13 protein-coding genes and 1 pseudogene are annotated in these 17,753 nt (G+C 63.9%); 8 read left to right on the forward strand and 6 right to left on the reverse strand.

Annotation, left to right across the window (positions count from 1 at the left end; translation table 11 throughout):
• Window positions 1-27: 27 nt before the first annotated feature.
• Window positions 28-918 carry a hypothetical protein gene (locus V5E97_RS08115; RefSeq protein ID WP_406701315.1) on the forward strand — a complete coding sequence of 297 codons (891 nt, stop codon included), beginning with the start codon at window positions 28-30 and terminating at the stop codon, window positions 916-918.
• A 35-nt stretch (window positions 919-953) separates the two neighbouring features.
• Here V5E97_RS08115 and V5E97_RS08120 read toward each other — a convergent pair.
• Window positions 954-1,421: pseudogene (locus V5E97_RS08120) on the reverse strand (DUF4214 domain-containing protein); the annotation flags it as partial.
• A gap of 406 nt (window positions 1,422-1,827) precedes the next feature.
• On the opposite strand from V5E97_RS08120, the gene V5E97_RS08125 reads away from it, so the two are divergent.
• Window positions 1,828-4,479: a ComEC/Rec2 family competence protein gene (locus V5E97_RS08125; RefSeq protein ID WP_406698818.1), complete on the forward strand. Its 2,652-nt coding sequence runs from the start codon at window positions 1,828-1,830 to the stop codon at window positions 4,477-4,479.
• A 446-nt stretch (window positions 4,480-4,925) separates the two neighbouring features.
• Here the strand turns inward: V5E97_RS08125 and V5E97_RS08130 are convergent, their stop codons facing one another.
• Window positions 4,926-5,969: a PIG-L deacetylase family protein gene (locus V5E97_RS08130; RefSeq protein WP_406698819.1), complete on the reverse strand. Its 1,044-nt coding sequence runs from the start codon at window positions 5,967-5,969 to the stop codon at window positions 4,926-4,928.
• Window positions 5,970-6,260: 291 nt separating this feature from the next.
• A complete protein-coding gene (locus V5E97_RS08135; protein WP_406698820.1) occupies window positions 6,261-8,429 on the reverse strand; it encodes a sigma-70 family RNA polymerase sigma factor in 2,169 nt (722 codons plus the stop codon).
• Between the two features lie 222 nt (window positions 8,430-8,651).
• Here V5E97_RS08135 and V5E97_RS08140 point away from each other — a divergent pair, with 222 nt between their 5' ends.
• From V5E97_RS08140 to V5E97_RS08150, 3 genes are all read left to right on the forward strand, one after another.
• Entirely contained in the window at window positions 8,652-9,470 is an 819-nt protein-coding gene (locus V5E97_RS08140) for a YkgJ family cysteine cluster protein (RefSeq protein ID WP_406698821.1), read from the forward strand.
• Between the two features lie 288 nt (window positions 9,471-9,758).
• Complete coding sequence (locus tag V5E97_RS08145; protein ID WP_406698822.1) at window positions 9,759-11,267, forward strand: pectate lyase; 1,509 nt, start codon at window positions 9,759-9,761, stop codon at window positions 11,265-11,267.
• Between the two features lie 95 nt (window positions 11,268-11,362).
• Entirely contained in the window at window positions 11,363-12,325 is a 963-nt protein-coding gene (locus V5E97_RS08150) for an alpha/beta hydrolase (protein ID WP_406698823.1), read from the forward strand.
• Window positions 12,326-12,359: 34 nt separating this feature from the next.
• Here V5E97_RS08150 and V5E97_RS08155 read toward each other — a convergent pair whose 3' ends face one another.
• Window positions 12,360-12,791 carry a hypothetical protein gene (locus V5E97_RS08155; protein ID WP_406698824.1) on the reverse strand — a complete coding sequence of 144 codons (432 nt, stop codon included), beginning with the start codon at window positions 12,789-12,791 and terminating at the stop codon, window positions 12,360-12,362.
• A 334-nt stretch (window positions 12,792-13,125) separates the two neighbouring features.
• Here V5E97_RS08155 and trpS point away from each other — a divergent pair, with 334 nt between their 5' ends.
• The 3 genes from trpS (at window position 13,126) to V5E97_RS08170 (ending at window position 15,507) form a co-directional block, all read left to right on the forward strand.
• Complete coding sequence (gene trpS, locus V5E97_RS08160) at window positions 13,126-14,097, forward strand: tryptophan--tRNA ligase (RefSeq protein WP_406698825.1); 972 nt, start codon at window positions 13,126-13,128, stop codon at window positions 14,095-14,097.
• A gap of 69 nt (window positions 14,098-14,166) precedes the next feature.
• Window positions 14,167-14,445, forward strand: coding sequence for a hypothetical protein (locus V5E97_RS08165; protein WP_406698826.1), 279 nt, complete (start codon window positions 14,167-14,169; stop codon window positions 14,443-14,445).
• 192 nt (window positions 14,446-14,637) lie between these two features.
• Complete coding sequence (locus V5E97_RS08170) at window positions 14,638-15,507, forward strand: tetratricopeptide repeat protein (RefSeq protein WP_406698827.1); 870 nt, start codon at window positions 14,638-14,640, stop codon at window positions 15,505-15,507.
• A 164-nt stretch (window positions 15,508-15,671) separates the two neighbouring features.
• On the opposite strand, the gene V5E97_RS08175 is transcribed toward V5E97_RS08170, so the two are convergent.
• Both V5E97_RS08175 and V5E97_RS08180 read right to left on the reverse strand, forming a co-directional pair.
• On the reverse strand, window positions 15,672-16,541 hold the full coding sequence (locus V5E97_RS08175; protein WP_406698828.1) for a fumarylacetoacetate hydrolase family protein: 870 nt from the start codon (window positions 16,539-16,541) through the stop codon (window positions 15,672-15,674).
• 364 nt (window positions 16,542-16,905) lie between these two features.
• Window positions 16,906-17,691: a sensor histidine kinase gene (locus V5E97_RS08180; RefSeq protein WP_406698829.1), complete on the reverse strand. Its 786-nt coding sequence runs from the start codon at window positions 17,689-17,691 to the stop codon at window positions 16,906-16,908.
• Window positions 17,692-17,753: the final 62 nt, after the last annotated feature.

Below are 17,753 nucleotides of genomic sequence, written 5' to 3' on the forward strand. Positions count from 1 at the left end.
TGTTGGCGTCGGAGTAGTCGGGTCGGTGTGGTCGGGGTCGGCGTTGTTGGCGTCGGAGTCGTTGGGGTCGGTGTGGTCGGGGTCGGAGTCGTTGGCGTCGGAGTTGTAGGTGTCGGAGTTGTCGGAGTCGGCGTCGTTGGGGTCGGCGTTGTTGGGGTCGGCGTTGTTGGGGTCGGAGTCGTTGGGGTCGGAGTCGTTGGCGTCGGAGTCGTTGGCGTCGGAGTTGTTGGTGTCGGTGTTGTCGGAGTCGGCGTTGTTGGAGTCGGCGTTGTTGGCGTCGGAGTAGTCGGGGTCGGCGTTGTTGGGGTCGGCGTCGTTGGGGTCGGCGTTGTTGGGGTCGGAGTCGTTGGGGTCGGAGTAGTCGGGGTCGGCGTTGTTGGGGTCGGAGTGGTTGGGGTCGGCGTTGTTGGGGTCGGAGTCGTTGGGGTCGGAGTAGTCGGGGTCGGAGTTGTTGGTGTCGGTGTTGTCGGAGTCGGTGTTGTTGGCGTCGGAGTAGTCGGGGTCGGCGTTGTTGGGGTCGGTGTGGTCGGGGTCGGCGTTGTTGGGGTCGGTGTGGTCGGGGTCGGCGTTGTTGGGGTCGGAGTAGTCGGGGTCGGAGTTGTTGGTGTCGGTGTTGTCGGGGTCGGTGTGGTCGGGGTCGGTGTGGTCGGGGTCGGTGTGGTCGGCGTCGGCGTCGGAGTTGTAGGTGTCGGAGTTGTTGGTGTCGGTGTTGTCGGAGTCGGCGTCGTTGGTGTCGGCGTTGTTGGGGTCGGAGTCGTTGGCGTCGGAGTAGTCGGGGTCGGAGTCGGAGTCGGAGTCGGTGTTGTTGGCGTTGGAGTCGTAGGCGTCGGAGTTGTTGGCGTCGGTGTCGGCGTTGGGGTCGGTGTGGGGACGGGGGTTGGAGTCGGGGTGAGTTCCGCCGCGTTCAAGAACGCTTGACGGACTTGACGACGGCTGGTGCCGGACCGGATTCGCTGGATCCAGTAGGCTTCACCCGCGGCATCGGGTTGGCGATTCAGGATCGTTGAATACAGCGAGTCGACGAACGCTTTGGCGCTGCCACCGCCACCTCCTCCACCGGGAAGGGGGGGATTTCCCCTGGCTTCGGAGGAGTTTGTGATCAGACGCCGGACCCGCTGTTCGCTGACGCCGGACTCCAGACGCCCTACCCAGTAGTTCAACTCATTCGGTTGAGGGGCGCGGGAGAGGATCGAGTTGTACAGACCGGTCACAAAAACCGAGGGGTCAGTCGTCGTGTTGGCCTGTGCTGACAGGTTTGCTCGGCCAACGACCATGGGGACGAGGGTTGTGTTTTCTGACCCAGGTCCTGACAGCAATTGCCGGTCCTCAAGCGCATTGATGACCGGCGCGCAGCGTCGACGGCCGCGACGCCATTCTCCCGAGATCACCCGACGTAGGGCTTTTTTCATCTTGTGGAACATACGCGTGCGTCCTCATCGGAGCCGACTGGTCGATCCTTCCGGAGGGAAAGGAATCGACTTGTTGACTCTTGTTGCGTGGCTTGTCGAAACGAAAGAGGTCGCTTCGCAACAACGCAACTGAGGTGCCATATTCGCAATTCTTGAAAGGAAGGGCTCGAGGCCTCAGCCGTGCTCGTTTACATAAGGGGGGCAGGGTCGTACTATGCCTGCGGTCGATCGCGGAATAGGATTGTGATGCCGGGTGCGCAGCGGAACGCGGAAAAATTCTCAAAATTGCGCCGCGTGTCCTTGAGGTGTCGCCTGCATGAATCCCAATGTTGAACGCGTGCTGGTTCTGTTGGGATGCCTGTAAGATGGGGCATTGTGGCAAGCTCGTCAGATCGCGTTCGGCGGGACTGGATCCGCGATGAACCACGAACCCGATCGACGGTCGAGGGTTCTACTTTCGCCATTGGTCCCCGTGGCCCTGGCGTATGTCGTTGGGATCGTTCTTGATCGTGCGTTCGAACTTTGGGGAACCGAGGTCTGGGCAGGACTTGCGCTGGTCGGAGCCACGATTGCCGCTTGGGGGCGGGATCGAAAGGTCCCAGCCGTTGCTGGACTCGTCATCGCGATTGTGGGGCTGGGAGGAGGGAGTCATCACGCGTACTGGTCAGACCTCGCGTCCGACGATCTGGCGCGGGGTGTCACAGGCGTGCCCAGGCCGATGTGGGTTCGCGGGGTGCTCTGGGATGTGCGGGGACCTCGGGCGGGCGAACGACTCGGGAGTTCGGCCACGACGCGGGCGGTGATTGCTGTGACCGGTATCTGCGACGGTCGCATCTGGCGACCGGCCCAAGGACGAGCCCAGTTGATCGTGGTTGGGGACCGGTCCGACATTGTGCCGGGGCATGGGGTTGAGGCGGTGGGGGTCATGTCCGCCATCGCGGGGCCACTCAACCCGGGTGAGTTCGACTATCGCAACTATTTGCGAGCTCAAGGGATTCGGCTTCGGCTCGCGGTTGATGGACCCGATGAGGTCTGGGCGGATCCCGCGGCCCCCCTCTGGATCTGGACCAACTGGCTGGGTCGGGTGCGGGCCTGGAGCTACGACCGGCTGGTCGCCGACCTGAATCCGAAGGTGGCGCCCCTGGCGGCCGCGTTGCTGCTGGGTCGGCGTGAAGGAGTGGATCCGGACATCAACGATGCCTTCGCCCGAACCGGGACCACCCATTTGCTGGCCATCTCCGGACTTCACCTGCAAGTGCTGGCTGGCGTTCTCTGGTTTGTGTTCCGCTCCCTCGGCCTGGGTCGGCGTGGTGCGTTCGCCGCGCTGGCCTTGGTGACGGTTGCCTATGCGTTGCTGGTCGGCCTCGCTCCCTCGGTCGTACGCTCGGCTGCGATGACCGTCGCGGTCTGTGGCGCAGGGCTCTTCGACCGCCCGGTCCGGTCCGCGAATAACCTGGCCCTGGCCGCTTTAATAACACTTTGGATGAACCCGACCGACCTCTTCGATGTGGGCTGCCAACTCTCGTTTCTGGCGATCGCAGCCATTTTCTGGGGCGTTACGCCGACGACGAACCTGCTCCGGCACACTTATTACGCCTTGACTTTCCGCATCCAAGGGCCGGGCAGTCCGCTCGATGTCCTGGAGCGGTCGCTCGAGCCGTGGTGGCTGGCGCAGATGCGGCGGTGGCCGTTGCTTGTGACTCCGGGCCTGATCGTCTCGACGGTCGTATGGCTCGCGGCCTTGCCTCTGGTTGCGCTTCGATTCCATATCGTCTCGCCGATCGGCGTCCTGCTGAACATTCCGCTGATCCCTCTGACCTCGCTGGCCTTGATTGCCTCGGGCCTGAGCTTGGGACTGTCCGCGATCTGGGGGCCACTCGGTGGACCCGCCGCTTGGGTCTGCGCGATGACCCTGGCCGCGACCGAATTCCTCGTGCGCTGGGGGGCGTCGCAGTCATGGGGGCACGCGTTCGTCCCGGGGCCATCGCAGGCTTGGGTGCTGATCGTCTACGGGCTGCTCGCGTTCGCTACTGTCGTTGGAATCCGCCGCTGGCCCCTCCGGCGCACCGCTTGGAGTCTGCTCGCCGGCTGGGTCGTGCTCGGCCTCGTCCTGCCCTGGCACCCTCGCCGCGAAGGACGGTTGGAAGCCGAAATTCTTGCCGTCGGCCACGGCTTGGCCGTCATCATTCAAACCGAGGCGGGCGGGACGATCCTCTACGACTGCGGCCGCATGCACGACCCAAGCGTCGGCCGCAGGATCGTCGCCCCCGCCCTCTGGGCCCGCGGTGTATCGCATATTGATGCGGTGGTTTTATCACATGCGGATTCGGATCATTACAATGGTCTCCCCGACCTCCTCGAGCGGTTCACGATCGCCGAGGTTCGAGTGCCTCCCGGTTTCGCCAGCCCGGCCAACCCGGGCGCCGTGCAACTGCTGGAGACGGTCCGGACTCACGGCGTGCCGATCCGCGTAATGGCTGAAGGGGAACAATGGGAGTCGGCGGGAGCCCGGTTATCGGTCTGGCATCCTCCCGAGTCGTTTTCCCCAGCGTCGAGCGACAACGCGCGCAGCATCGTGCTCGCCGTGGAATCCGCCGGCCGCCACCTTCTCCTGACCGGCGACCTGGAGCAAGAGGGTCTGACCCGACTGCTCGATCGCCCGGCCTTCCCGCTCGGCGCCATCCTGGCCCCTCATCACGGCGGCCGCTCGGCCAACCCCGAGGCCCTCTACACCTGGGCCCGTCCCGACCTGGTCGTCGTCAGCCAGCGCCCGCCCGCCGTGGGCACGCACGACCCGTTGGAGGCTCTCGGACCGCGTGACATTCCCCTGCTACGCACCTGGCAGCGGGGGGCGATCCGGCTCCGCTGGGAGCCGGATCACCTGGCGGCACGCGGATTCCTCGACGAAAACCCTTCGGAATCCCGATCGACCACTTCTCGCTTGGGGGCGAACTTCGCCCTGATAGCCTTGTTCTGGCCGCGGGGACTGGTCGGTCTGGCCGGCTTCCTTCTCGGTCTGGCCGGTTGGCTGATGCTGACGATGAGAGAAGGGAGCGAACGCGGTCGCTAACCCGATGAATGTGGATTTTCTCGCTTGATCTCCCCTAGAAATCAAGATGAGAAAACGGATACGTGTTGTCACGTTACCGGGGGGGCTTCGTCTGTCGGAAGACAGGGAGCTTATGCTCCCCGCTCGCCTTTGGAAGGCGAGCGAAGACCAACAACCAAGGGACGGCACCGAACGTGGTTCCCTGGATTTCGCTCGCCGGGAAGGCGAGCGGGGAGCATAAGCTCCCTGTCTTCAGGCCTTCGCATGGGCTGGCTCGTTTGACACCGTGGCAACGGCACCGGGTTGACGGACCCGGGCGGAAAACCCGGTAACGTGGCGACAGTCTCGGTGGAATCGTTGAATTTGGAAAGCGGCGGCGTGCCATAGAGCACAACGTCGCCGCGCCCATGGAGAACTTCAGGCCGGCCTGGCGGTGGGGGAGGACTTGGTACGAGATCTTTGTGCTTTTAGTTTTTGAACATGTTTTTGCCTGTCCAGGGAGGTCCGTTTTCCGACCCCTCGTTCTCTTTGGTGGGATCAACGTCGGGAACCTTGGCCTTGATGACCTCGGCTTCGGGGGCCTTGGGTTTGACTGCCTTGGCTTTCACGGTCTTGGGTTTGACGACCTCGGTTTCGGGTACATCGGCCCACTCTTTTCGGGAGTCGGACAGGCTCGCGAGCCAGGCGGCGGGGAGGAACGGGAACAGGCGGGCTCCGGCCTCTGCATTAAGTGGGGCGCCGTATTCCGAGACCTCGAACGCTTCGATCAATCCGATCCGCCCGCCGGCCTTTGCACCATAGGTTCGGACGACCAGCTCGCGGAAGCGGTCGGCCAGCGGCCGGAGCCGTTCGCGGATTCGTCCGGCCAGCCAGTCCAGGCGCTCGACGTCGGTCGCGGGGACCTGGTCGGGGATGCCGGCGTTGTAGGGGAGCCACTCGTAGAATTGCGACTGGTGGCGGTGGAGCATCCCGACCAGCCGGTCGAACTCGCCTTCGATCTCGACGGCGATGTTGGGCTCGAAGGGGCAAGGCTTCTTGAACGCGTCGGAGAAGTAGAGGATCACCGGGCATTGGGCGAGGTGGGGCGTGTCCGGGCAGACGGCGGGCACGGTGAGCAGGTACGAGGCGTCCTGGACGAGCAGGCCCGTGAACCGGTGGTCCGGGTGATAATCGGTCGAGCGGTGGGTGATGATCAGGTCGGGCTGAAAGCCGCGAATGAGCCGGATGACCCGGTGCCGGTACTCGAGGCGATCGTCGAGCTCGCCATCGGGGATGTCGAAAATCTCGTAGGAGGCGCTGATCGACGCGGCGGCCGCGTCTGCCTCGGCTCGTCGCCGCTGGGCGAGGACCGGCCCGTGGACCGTCTGATGACCGGCTCGACCGTCGGTCAAGCTCACGAGCCGGACGTCATGGCCGAGGGCCGTCCACTTGGCCGCCGTTCCACCGGCCTTGATGTCGGCGTCGTCCGGGTGGGCGCCAATAATCAGGATTTTCAACGGCTGTTCCGCCATGGGGCGTCTCTCTGGGGCAGTGAGCAGGACGATTCGGGCGTCTTGAAGCCACGTGATTCGAAGACGGCCTTTTGCATCGAGGCATTGTGGTGATTCCGCCCACCACAAGCAAGTCAGCAAAACGGACCTCCCCCCGCCCGCGAACGCAGGGGGGAGGAGGTCCGTTTTGGAATGGGTCCGCGTTGCCGGCTCGGCCGAAGTCACGGGGCTTCCGGGGGGGGGCGCTCGCTGAGGGCGGTTTGATCGTGATTGAGCCCTTGAGGGTGATGGGCTTGGAGCCGATGGCGATCGTCATCTCGAACGAGAGCGACTTGTCAGTGGGCTCGGCTTCGGGCTCTTGGATTCCGCCTGGACGGGGGCGGGGAGAATCGGGTGTGGCTGTGGTCCGTTCCCATCCAAGGGAGAGACGAAGGCTCGGTTCGTATTCCATGCGGGCATCGTCGCAGGGTCTCGTTTGACATAGATGGCAGTGGCCCCGCTCGGACGGTTGCCTACAGTGATCTTCTCATGCTCCAGAAGTGTTCCTTGGGCCTCTTCCAACGCGATCCGGGAGTTATAGTAGCTCGACTTGAACTGGGCCTCCTGTGCCACTGCAGCCGCGTACTGACTGATCCCGTCCAGGTAGCGGTCGCGTGCGATCCGGCCTTCCTCGTAAAACGCTCGCTGAGCCTCCAACCACTTTGCGGCGTTGGAACGAATTTCTGATGCCTTGTGCAATTGCTTGTAGTTTGTGTTGATTTCGAGGAAAGAACGGGCTAGCGATTCCGTCGTCTGATGGATGACTTCCTGAAGCGAGGGGTTCTCTTTCAGAAACAAGCTCAGGTGAGCATCGACCTCATCGGGTGAGGGAACGAGTTCCCCCTGACCGCGGAGGGCTCGAAGCAGCGAGTCGAGCATTAAGTTGCAGTTGGCCGCGGCGTTCTGTCCTTTTGATGCCTCCAGTTCCGATATTACATGGGCGACGTCGGGCTGCTTCTCCAGCATGTTTGCGAGGCTCGTATTCCAGTCGGGCGACACTTTCTCCGTTTTGAGTTGGCTGACCGGGACGATCCGCCGTCCGTCAGCCTTCGGCAGACCGAGGGCGTTGCGAAGCCGTCGCTCGGTTGTGATGATGTCGGAGATCTTGGTCCTGGCGTCGAGCCGGAACTGCTCGAGCCGCTGGCTTGCCTTGGCGACGTCGGCAACGATTCCGGTCCCGTTTTTCCGCTCAGACTCTTTACGTTTCTTGAACTCCTCGGCCAGTTCGACCGCCTTCTCGCTGCTCCAGAGTTGGACGTGCTGCAGTGCAAGGCTCCAGTACTGCTGTTCGATCGAGCGGACGTGCGCCATGACCTCGGACTGGAACCGATAGATGTTCAGGGCGGGGTTCAGGGGGATGATCTCGTAGCGATCGTCGGAAGCTCCGAGCAGTCGAATCACTTCGGAGTTATCCAGACCGATGTGGAGCGCCTCGCCCAGAGTGAGTGGCCAGGGCTCACCGCCCGGTACTTTGGGAATTGGGGAGGGTAACCGTGGCTTCAGGATTGAGGCCGGAGGCGGGGCTTCGTTCAATGGCTTGGTAGGCGTGTCCTTCGCATCGTCGGCGGCGACTCGTGCCATTGTTCCGAGCCCGGCGGCGAATAGGGACAATGCGCAGAGGATCGTCACCGTCGCCCTTAATTTGCTGAGCAGCATGGCTTTCATCACTCCCTTGATGAGCAGGCCGACCGACGCCGGGACGTCCCCGGTCGCCTTCGAGTTGGCCTGGATTCGAGCGGCGGCCCGAACGGTCTCCGCCTCCGGTTTGGGAATGGCACCGCGAGTCAGATCTGCCGCAAGGGTCGCTTCCAAGGTGGCTGAGGGGGCCAGGCCGTCCCGGATCAGTTGAACGCGCAATCGTTCACGCCCACGAGCTCGCCAGCTTTTGACCGTCCCGACCGGCCGCCCCATCCGCCGGGCCGCTTCTTCGCAGGTTCGCCCTTCCAGGTCGCAGAGGATGATCGGGATCCGGTAGCGCTCGGGCAATCGGTTGATCGCTTCGTGAAGCAGGGCTCCCAGCTCCGAGTCAATTTCCGGAGCCGGTTGGTCGACACTTTCCGCGAGTTCGGCGGCATGGCGTTCGAGCCGTTGACGCCGGGCCGCATCCTTGCGGGAACAGGTGGCCGTCCGGAGGGCCACCTGGTGCAGCCAGGGCCCCAGTGAATCCTGCACCCAGAGGGTGCGGGCCTTCTTGACCAGGAGGAGGAACGTGGCCTGGAAGGCGTCTTGAGCGTCATGGGAGCTGGATAACCGGGCGCGGCAGACGCGCATGACCATGGCGCTATGCCGCTCGACCAGGGCGGCGAACGCGAGTTCGGCCATTTCGCCCCGATCCGTCACGAACCGTTCCAGCAGTTGTCCGTCCGTCAGCTCGCGGATCACTCCCAGGTTGAAGAGCGTGATGAGCTGAGGTCGGAGGGTCTTGTCCTTCCTGGTCGCCACGGGTTTGATCCTCGGACCGCTTTTGGCGTTGCGTTGCGTACAGAGTAATGGTCGTGGCCGAGGCTTTGGTTGCAACTTTTACTGAAAAATCGGAACGAGGAACGCTTCGCAGCTCGACGCATCTCTGGCTGGTCACGGATGCGTTTATCGCTCGTATCGAGCAATACTGGATAATGAAATGCCAAGCCAACGCAGGTAGGTGCCCCAGGATTGGAGAACCCAATGGCTCCGGAACCCAACGCTCGAGCCGAGACGATCACGGCGAACGTGGCCTTGAATCTTGCGGGCACACCGTTGCGAGCGGAGATCACGGTTCCCACCCACGTGTTCGAGCTTCGGCAATTCTTGCCCACCGTCCGGTCGCTCTCCGAGGCGATCATCGGTGAGGCGGTGAAGGCCGACTCCGCGAAGGGATTCTCGGTCTCGTGCCGGAGCGGCTGCGGGGCCTGCTGCCGGCAACTGGTGCCGATCTCCGAGGTGGAGGCCCGCCTGATCCAGGCCATGGTTGAGGCGTGGCCCGAGCCGCGTCGGGCACGCGTCCTGGCCCGGTTCGCCGAGGCGAGACGCCGGCTCGAGGAGGCCGGCTTGCTCGAGCGGCTTCAGCACTGTGAAACGGTCTCCGACGACGAGCTCGTTCCCGTGGCACTCGACTACTTCGCTCAAGGGATTCCTTGCCCCTTCCTCGAAGACGAGTCATGCTCGATCTACGAGGAACGCCCGGTCGTCTGCCGCGAATACCTGGTCACCTCGCCTGCGGAGAATTGCACCCGCCCGACCCCCGAGACGGTCCGCCGCGTGACGCTGGCCGCCAAGGTTTCCACGGCCTTGACCCGGATGGGCCGCGACCCCGCCACCGAGCTTACCCGCTGGGTCCCCCTCATCCTGGCCATGGAATGGGCGGACGAACATCCTGATGACCTGCCCCGACGGACCGGGCCGGAATGGCTCCGGGAGTTCTTTCAGCGGCTGACGGGAAAATCGATCCCGCCGCCGCGTGCTCCCGAGAAAACGAAGCCAAGAAAAAAGCGGCCGACGCGGTGATCGGCCGATCCCGCGTCAATCACGCATGTTGCAGTTGGCCGGAGCCGCGGAGCTACATGAGTGTCGGTTCCAGCCAGGAAGCAGAGCCTCTGGGACCGCGGGCGCCCCGCCCACTCTTGCTTTAAAGTTTTAAATAACAAGAACATGATTTGGCTTGGAATTGGAATACGCGTTTTCAGGGAATGACTACCAGAGTGGTCGTCGTTTCGTTTATGGTCTTACCGAGCCGTATTGGCATAGCCATCCTGTCGAGACCTCACCAAACGATGAGCGACCGGAGCGATTCGCATGAAGATGCCCTGTGGGATCATTGTCGCGTTCACCCTGGCTGGATCGTCGACTCTCGCACTCGGATTCGACGATCGCCCCGCTCCACCTGGTGATGGTCAGAGTTATGAAGTTCTCAGGGGCGAGGTCACGAGGGCCATGCGCCTGGCGGCCTCATTCTACCGTCACAAGGTGGCATCGCATGGCGGATATGTCTATCACTATTCGGTTGACTTGGGGCAGCGCTGGGGTGAGGGGAAGGCGACCATCGACCAGATCTGGGTGCAGCCTCCGGGAACTCCCACGGTCGGCCTGACCTATTTGAAGGCTTATGAGGCGACGGGGGACCAATTCTATCTCGACGCCGCCAAGGAGGCAGGCGAGGCCCTGCGCTACGGGCAACTTGTCTCCGGAGGGTGGACGAACTCGATCGACTTCGATCCCAAGGGAGAGAAGGTGGCCCGCTACCGAACCAGCCGGGGCCGAAGCCGAGGCGCCAACAATTCCACGCTCGACGACGGGATCTCCCAGGCGGCGATTCGCTTCATGATGCGGCTCGATCAGACGCTCGGCTCGACGGACAAAGCGATCCACGAGTCGGCCCAGGTCGCGATCTCGGCGCTTCTCAAGGCGCAGTTCCCCAACGGAGGCTTCCCGCAAGTCTGGACGGGCCCGGTGCCCAGTCGGCCCGTTCTGAAGGCGTCGTATCCCGAGATCGACTGGCGCACGGAAGGTAAAATCAAAGATTACTGGAACAAGTACACGCTCAACGACGGTCTCGCCGGGACCGTTACGGAGACGCTGTCGAACGCGTTCGAGTTGACTCAGGACGTCCGGTACAAAGCGGCGTTGAGCCGGCTGGGAAACTTTCTGATTCTCGCCCAGATGCCCGAGCCTCAGCCTGCCTGGGCGCAGCAGTACGGGGACGACATGCGCCCGATCTGGGCTCGAAGGTTTGAGCCGGCCGCCGTCACGGGAGGGGAGTCTCAGGATGTTCTGGAAACCCTCTTGAGAATCTTCCAACTGACAGGCGAGGCAAAGTATCTCGAACCGATTCCGCGAGCCTTGGCCTACTTGCAGCGTTCGCTCCTGCCCGACGGTCGGCTCGCGCGCTACTACGAACTGCAGACGAATAAGCCGCTCTATATGATTCGCCGAGGTAAGGACTACACGCTCACGTACGACGATTCGGACTTGCCCGCCCACTATGGCTGGAAGGTTGACTCGCGGCTGGCCGCCATTGAGGCGAGATACAAGACGCTGAAGGCGGGGGGGCGCGAGCCGACGACTGCGCGGAGCGTGGCCGATCTGGAACGTGAGGTTCGCCAGATCATTATGGACCTCGACGATCAGGGGCGATGGGTCAGCCGGTATGCGGGCGAGCCGTTGGTGGGGCAGCCGAAGTTCGCGCCTGGCAGCCTGTATCTTTCGAGCACGCTGTTCAGTCGGAACCTCGAGACCTTGAGTCAGTACCTGGCGGCGACGCAGCCGCGGAATCCGGCGGCCGGAGGACAGGGCAAGACGCATTGATGAGTCGAAAACCTTGCACGAATCGCTCCCTTGCCGGATCATCTCCAGGGCGGTTGACGACCTGTGGGGAAATCTCGAAAGGGCAAAGGTAAGCGATGGTGTGGGCCTTGTTTCTCGAGCACGACGTGTCGGCGATGATCGTGCCCGGGCCGGGATGGACGACGGGTCTGGTGACGGTCGGCGGGTTTGTGGCGGGTCTCCTGACTTGCTTCGTCATGCTGGTCAGCGAGTGGGGGGCCTGGACCCTGATCATGCCGGGGCGGCGGCTGAGCGCGGTGGACCCTGGCGATGACTGTGGGAACGGCCTCGCCGGCTGTGTGTCGATCGAGGCGACGGCTCGTGATGGCACCCGGCTCGCGGGGGTCTGGTATCCGGCCGCCACGGCCCCGACCAGTCGCACCGTCCTCCTGGTCCACGGCTTCGCCGAGACGCGCGACGCGATGAAGGGGCGGGCCGAGTTCCTGACGGCCCGCGGCTGGAACGTCGCGCGGCTGGACATGCGCGGGTACGGACGGAGCGGGGGGGATCGCGCTTCCTTCGGCGGACGCGAAGGGGAGGATCTCCGCGCCTGGGTCGACATCGTGGCCGGGCGGGTCGGTCCCGAGATGTCCGTGGCGGTCTGGGGACGCTCGATGGGAGCGGCGATCGCGTTGCGGGCCGCGGCCGATGAGCCGAGGATCGCGGCCCTCTTACTCGAGTCTCCCTACGCCCGGCTTGAAACCGTCGTGGCCGGCTGGCTTCGCCGCGTTCGCACTCCGCTGCCGAATCTGCTCGCTCCCCGGATCGTACGCCGGGCCGCCCGGCTGGCGGGCGTCTCCTTGAGTCGTCCTCGGCCGATCGAACTCGCCCCCCGGATCAACGCGCCGACCCTGATCGTCCACGGCCGCCGCGACACGCTCGTCCCCGATGGCGATGCGCATCGCCTGGCCGCCGCGTTCCCACACCCGGCGACCCTGATCGAAGTCCAAGGCGCAGGACACGGCAACGTCATCGAGATGGGCGGCCCCGACCTGCTCGATCGTATCGTCGCATTCCTGGATCAGGCCAAGAGCCGCTGAGCGGCACGCCTGAGTCGAGACCGTGACCGATCGCTCAACCGTCCGTCTCGCCAAGCGAACGCTTGATATCGCCAAAGTAAGCCGCGTTTTCCTCAGTGTCGAGGTCCGACCACTGGCCGAAGAGAAAGATGGTTCGTCTCGGGGTGCGGAAGCAGCGGATCTCGCAGGAGTTGGTCATGTCGAGGCTGAGGAACTCGACGTCATGGCCCGCCGCGCCGTGGCTGGCGATCGTCTCCAACGCGGGGGTTGCATCGAGCCCCGGATACTCTTCACGCATCGCCTCGAGCGCCTCGTCGGCGACCTCGGCCGGCGCGGGGCAGGTTTCGTCGGTCGTCACAATCGCGAACGCCAGCCCGCTTGGCGACTGGATCGAGACCGTTGTGACCTGGCCGTCGTCGGTGACTTCCATTTCCCAGTCGGCCGGATACTGGAAGCGGATGCCGTGGTCTTCGTATGTTTCCGCCATGTTATGCCTCAATCGCCGGTCGCATCCACGTTCCCCAGGCCCGCTGTCCTGACGCTTCGCCCATCGTAACATTCCGCTTCAAGACCGCCAACACGGGGTCTTCGGGGGTGATGGACGGATCGACTGAGGCCGATTCGACCTCGTTTGCGAACCGAATCCGATTGACCTGCGTCTACGATTGGGGGGAGTGAGAGGCAGGGGTGGCCTGTCTGTCCTCTGGATTGGAACGGCTCCCTCGAACTGATACAGTGTTCGGATCGTTTCGGCGGGATGGGCGCCGGATTCCGAAACCAAGACCCAATGTCTCGCCCACGCTTTGTGAGTCGATTTGACCATGCGTGTTCTGTCGGGAATCCAGCCTTCAGGTGCTTTGCACATTGGCAATTACTTCGGCGCGATCCGCCAGTACATTGCGCTCCAGGAAGGGAACGACGCGTTCTACTTCGTGGCCGACTATCATGCGCTGACGAGCGTCCGCGACGCGGACCGGCTCCGGGGCTATGTGTTCGACGTGATCGTGGACTTGCTGTCGCTGGGGATCGACCCTGAGCGAGCGACCTTGTTCGTGCAGTCGGACGTGCCCGAGACCACGGAACTGGCCTGGCTCTTGACCAGCGTGACTCCGATGGGGTGGCTGGAGAAGTGCGTCAGCTATAAGGATAAGGTGCAGCAGGGGATTCCCGCCGAGCACGGACTCTTTGCCTACCCGGTCCTCCAGGCGGCCGACATCCTGCTTTATGATGCGGACGTGGTGCCGGTCGGCCAGGATCAGAAGCAGCACCTCGAGATCACCCGGGACATCGCCGAGCGGTTTAACCACGTCTACGGCAAGGGAAGCGAGGTCTTCCGGCTTCCCAAGCCGCACATCCTCGACGCGGTCGCCGTGGTGCCGGGCGTGGACGGACGGAAGATGTCGAAGAGTTATAGCAACACCATTGAGATCTTCGACGACCCGGCCGTGATCCGAAAGAAGTGCAAGAAGATCGTCACCGATAGTACCCCGGTCGAAGCCCCCAAGGATCCGGAGACGTGCCCGGTCTACGGCCTGTTCAAGCTGTTCGCGGCCGAGGAGGAGCGTGCCGAGGTCGAGCAACGCTATCGGCAGGGGGGGATCGGCTACGGCGAAGTGAAGAATCGACTGGCTGAGGCGATCATCGCCACTTTCACACCGGCCCGCGAACGTCGCGCTGATCTGGCTGCCCATCCGACTCGAGTTGCCGAAGTTCGCGCCGCGGCCGCCGAGCGTGCTCGAAAGACGGCCCGAATCGTCCTTGACCGGGCGCGTGAGGCGTGCGGGGTGGGCTGAGAATCAGCTTGCTGAGATACCAAGGTCGACGACACGCCTGAGACGGCCTTGTCGCAGAGGAGGCGTCCGATGCGACGGGCCTGGGTGGTCTTGGCCTTCGGTACGGTGCTTGGGGGAGGGCTGGGATACCTCCGAGGGACGATCGCTTTGCGGCAAATCCCCGAGTACTGGACCGAGGACTTGTTGGGCGACGATTATCTCGCGAGGACGGTCGATACGTTCAACCATGCGAGCCTCGGCGCCTTGATCGCGCTCGGAGGCGTGGTGCTTGCTGGAAAGTTGCGGAAGTTGAGGCGTTCGGGATGTGATGGGTCTGTTGACCACACGCCCCCCCTGGATCGGGATTGACCGGATTCCCGTTCGTGCGTAAGGTGCCGTGCTTCCAGAAGTTCCCATCGCAAGTCGAGTCGACGGGGCCATTCGTTGCCCCGGTCGGCTCAACCCTTGTTCCTGATTGTGTCGATAGCCTGATGGAGAGCCGGCGACAGAGGTAAATCCTCTGTGACCTGGTTCCTGGAGGCCGCCCCAAGGAGGGGAAGCATGCGGCGTTGGGGCCTCATCGCCGGGTGTGGATTCGTCCTGCTGGCGTTTGCCGGCTGCGCGACGATCCGCTCACGTGGTGATCGAGACGTCCCCTCGGCGGCCCAATCTGCCTTGGTTCAGCAGTTGAGCCAGACGGCCCAGGCCGCCATTGACCGCCACGATTACAATCAGGCGCGGGCCGACCTCGAGCGGCTCGTGGCCGAGTCGCCGCGCTCGGCGGAGGCCCACCATCGACTTGGCCGGGTCTTCCACGTTCAGAACCAGTTCGATGAGGCGAAACGTGCCTATCGCAAGGCGTTGGAGATCGATTCCGAATACGTCGGGGCCCTGATTGGCCTGGGCGAAATCGAAGACCGGCTCGGCCAGGCGGAGCCTGCGCTCAAACGGCTCGAGTCGGCCATCGAACTCGACCCGCAGAAGGCGGAGGCCCATTTCGCCCGCGGCCGGATCCTCGAGGCGGCCGGCCGGTCTGATGAGGCGCTTGCCGCCTACTTCCGGACCCTTGAACTCGACCCGAGTTCCGCTCCCGTCATTCTCCGGATCGCCACTCTCCAGCTCGGTCGCCGTGAGCCGGAGCAGGCGCTCACCCGGCTCGACCAGGTGCTCGAGCTGACCCCCGGCAATCCCGAAGCTCACTTTCAGCGAGGCCAGGCGCACCTCGTTCTGAATCAGCCGGCGCTGGCGGTCGCTGACTTGCGGATCGCCTCGCAAAACCTTCCCAATCGCCCCGACGTCTTCTACCAACTTGCCCTGGCCCTGAACGCCGACCACAAGGCGGGCGAGGCCCTCAATGCGGCCCAGCACGCCTTGGCGCTCGCCCCCAACGATCCCGAAGCCCGCAGCCTGACGGAACGGCTGAGGCGTTAATCGCGTTGATCCGCCCGGCGGAACCCGGCTCGAGCCGATCCCGCCCGGCGGATCATTTGGCTTTCCTTGGCCAAGGTGAGCGGAGAGAAGCCGTCAAGAGGGGCAGACGCTTCCCACTCCACTCGCCCGCGTGGCGAATCCGACGAAAGGGCGATCGCCCGTTCTTATGCCTGCGAATCGGCCTTGACCGTGTTGCGGAGCGTTCCCAGGCCGTCGATCTCGACCTCGACCACGTCGCCAGCCTTGAGCCAGACGGGGGGCTTTCTGGCCATTCCCACACCCGGCGGCGTGCCGGTGAAGATCAGGTCGCCCGGCTCGAGAGTGAAGATCTTCGAGAGGTAGGCGATCGTTTCATCGACCCGGAAGATCAACTGGCTCGTGCTCGAGTCCTGCATCGTCTGGCCGTTCAAGCGGAGCCGGATCCCCAGGGCGTGCGGGTCGGGGACCTCGTCACGCATCACCAACTCCGGACCGACAGGCGCGAAGGTGTCGAAGGTCTTGCCGACCATCCACTGCTTCCCGGGCTTGTTCAACTGCCAGTCGCGTGCGGAGACGTCGTGCCCGACGGCGTAGCCGGCCACGTACTCCATGGCCTGCTCGGTCGGGATGTGCCGGCCTTTCCGGCCGACCACGATCACCATCTCCGCCTCGTAGTCGACCTGATCGCTGACCGCGGGCAGGACGATCTCGGCCTGGTGGCCGATCAGCGCCGACGGGTACTTGCTGAACAGGATCGGCTCGGTCGGGATGTCCATCCCGCTCTCGATCGCGTGGTCGCGATAGTTCAGACCCAGGCAAATGATCTTGCGGGGATCGGGGATGGGAGCCAGCAGCGTAGCCTGCGCCGGGTTGTAGCGCTTGGTTCCGCGCTCCAAGGCTTCCCACACTCGCTGCTGTCCGGCCAGCCCGAGCTCCAGCAATCCCCTGACGCTCGACGGCGCATCAGGGGCGGCCGCGTTGACGTCGACGTATTCACCCTGCCATACCCCGCAGGCCCGCGGGCCGTGCTCGGTCAAAACGGTCACCCAGCGCACTTCGAACCTCCACTGCCAGTTACCCGGAAAGCCAAGCCGTTAGGCCAGGCCCCCAGGCTACCGAGATTGTCTGACCGAGGCCAGGGTCGACGAGGCAGAGGGGCCCATTTATTGAACAATCCGCGGCCGGGCGAGAACCGCGAGGGAATTCCGGCCCGGCCTTGCGCTTGCAAACCAACCCGGTGGGGAAACCGTAAAAATCGTCGGTTCGTTCGCTCTGTCGCGGATCGTTCTTTTCATCTCGGCACGACGCAGTTGGAGTCGAGCATCTCACCGACTTTGATTGACTTGGAGGGTCTCGAGAAACTTATCAGCAATCAATAGTCGGATGGAATTGCTTCATCGCAAGGGCGTGAGCCGTCGATCAGGCGGCCCCTTGTTTGGCGGGTGCGGGGCAGACCGGGAGGCGAAGGGTGAAGCTCGTCCCCTGGCCGATCCGGCTCTCCGCGCGGAGCCGGCCGTGGTGAGACTCGACGATATCGCGGCAGACGGAGAGGCCGAGGCCGGTCCCCCCTTGGCCCGAGGCGTCGGGCCCGGACTTGGTGGTGAAGAAGGGCTCGAAGATCCGCCGCAAGTTGGTCGGGGCGATCCCAATGCCGGTATCGGCCACGCTCAACTCGGCAATCCGGCCCGAGGCGTCCTCGCCGACCCGGACCCGAAGCGTCCCCCCTTCAGGCATCGCCTGTCGCGCGTTGATCATCAAGTTCAGGAGAACCTGTTGGATCTGCGCAGGGTTGACGCGGGCGTGCGGATGGCCGACGGCCTGGAAATCGAGGTGGACCCTGTGGCGAGATAAGTCCTTGGCCACGAGGAGGGTCACCTCCTTGGTCAAGCGGACCAGGTCGGTCGGCTCGCGGCGATCGGCTCGAGGCCGGGCCACGCCAAGCACGCCGCCGGAAATGGCCGACGCCCTCTGACCGGCCTCGAGGATCTTCTCGAAGGCCCGCTGCCGAAACGCGGGGTCAGGGTTGCGGAGGCCGAGCTTGGCATAGTTAAGAATCGGCGTGAGCGCGTTGTTCAACTCGTGGCAGATCCCACCGGCCAAGACCCCGAGGCTGCTCACCCTCTGCAACGCGACCAACTGGCGGCGTAGGGCCTCAACCTCTTCCGAGACAGCGGCCGGCGTCTGGTGTGTTGTTGCTGGCGCCATGTTCATCCTCAAAACCAAGTCTTCCTGGCCATCCGTAACCGGCTTACCATTCCCGTATCGAC

Origin of the sequence: Singulisphaera photorubra, assembly GCF_045290345.1 — a bacterium.
In the GTDB taxonomy this organism is placed as follows: Bacteria; Planctomycetota; Planctomycetia; order Isosphaerales; family Isosphaeraceae; genus Singulisphaera.

Coding starts and splice junctions, on each gene's coding strand:
- V5E97_RS08125 (WP_406698818.1), top strand. CDS start 1,828: ATGAACCACGAACCCGATCGACGGTCGAGGGTTCTACTTTCGCCATTG.
- V5E97_RS08130 (WP_406698819.1), bottom strand. CDS start 5,969: ATGGCGGAACAGCCGTTGAAAATCCTGATTATTGGCGCCCACCCGGAC.
- V5E97_RS08140 (WP_406698821.1), top strand. CDS start 8,652: ATGGCTCCGGAACCCAACGCTCGAGCCGAGACGATCACGGCGAACGTG.
- V5E97_RS08150 (WP_406698823.1), top strand. CDS start 11,363: ATGGTGTGGGCCTTGTTTCTCGAGCACGACGTGTCGGCGATGATCGTG.
- V5E97_RS08170 (WP_406698827.1), top strand. CDS start 14,638: ATGCGGCGTTGGGGCCTCATCGCCGGGTGTGGATTCGTCCTGCTGGCG.
- V5E97_RS08145 (WP_406698822.1), top strand. CDS start 9,759: ATGAAGATGCCCTGTGGGATCATTGTCGCGTTCACCCTGGCTGGATCG.
- trpS (WP_406698825.1), top strand. CDS start 13,126: ATGCGTGTTCTGTCGGGAATCCAGCCTTCAGGTGCTTTGCACATTGGC.
- V5E97_RS08155 (WP_406698824.1), bottom strand. CDS start 12,791: ATGGCGGAAACATACGAAGACCACGGCATCCGCTTCCAGTATCCGGCC.
- V5E97_RS08165 (WP_406698826.1), top strand. CDS start 14,167: ATGCGACGGGCCTGGGTGGTCTTGGCCTTCGGTACGGTGCTTGGGGGA.
- V5E97_RS08180 (WP_406698829.1), bottom strand. CDS start 17,691: ATGGCGCCAGCAACAACACACCAGACGCCGGCCGCTGTCTCGGAAGAG.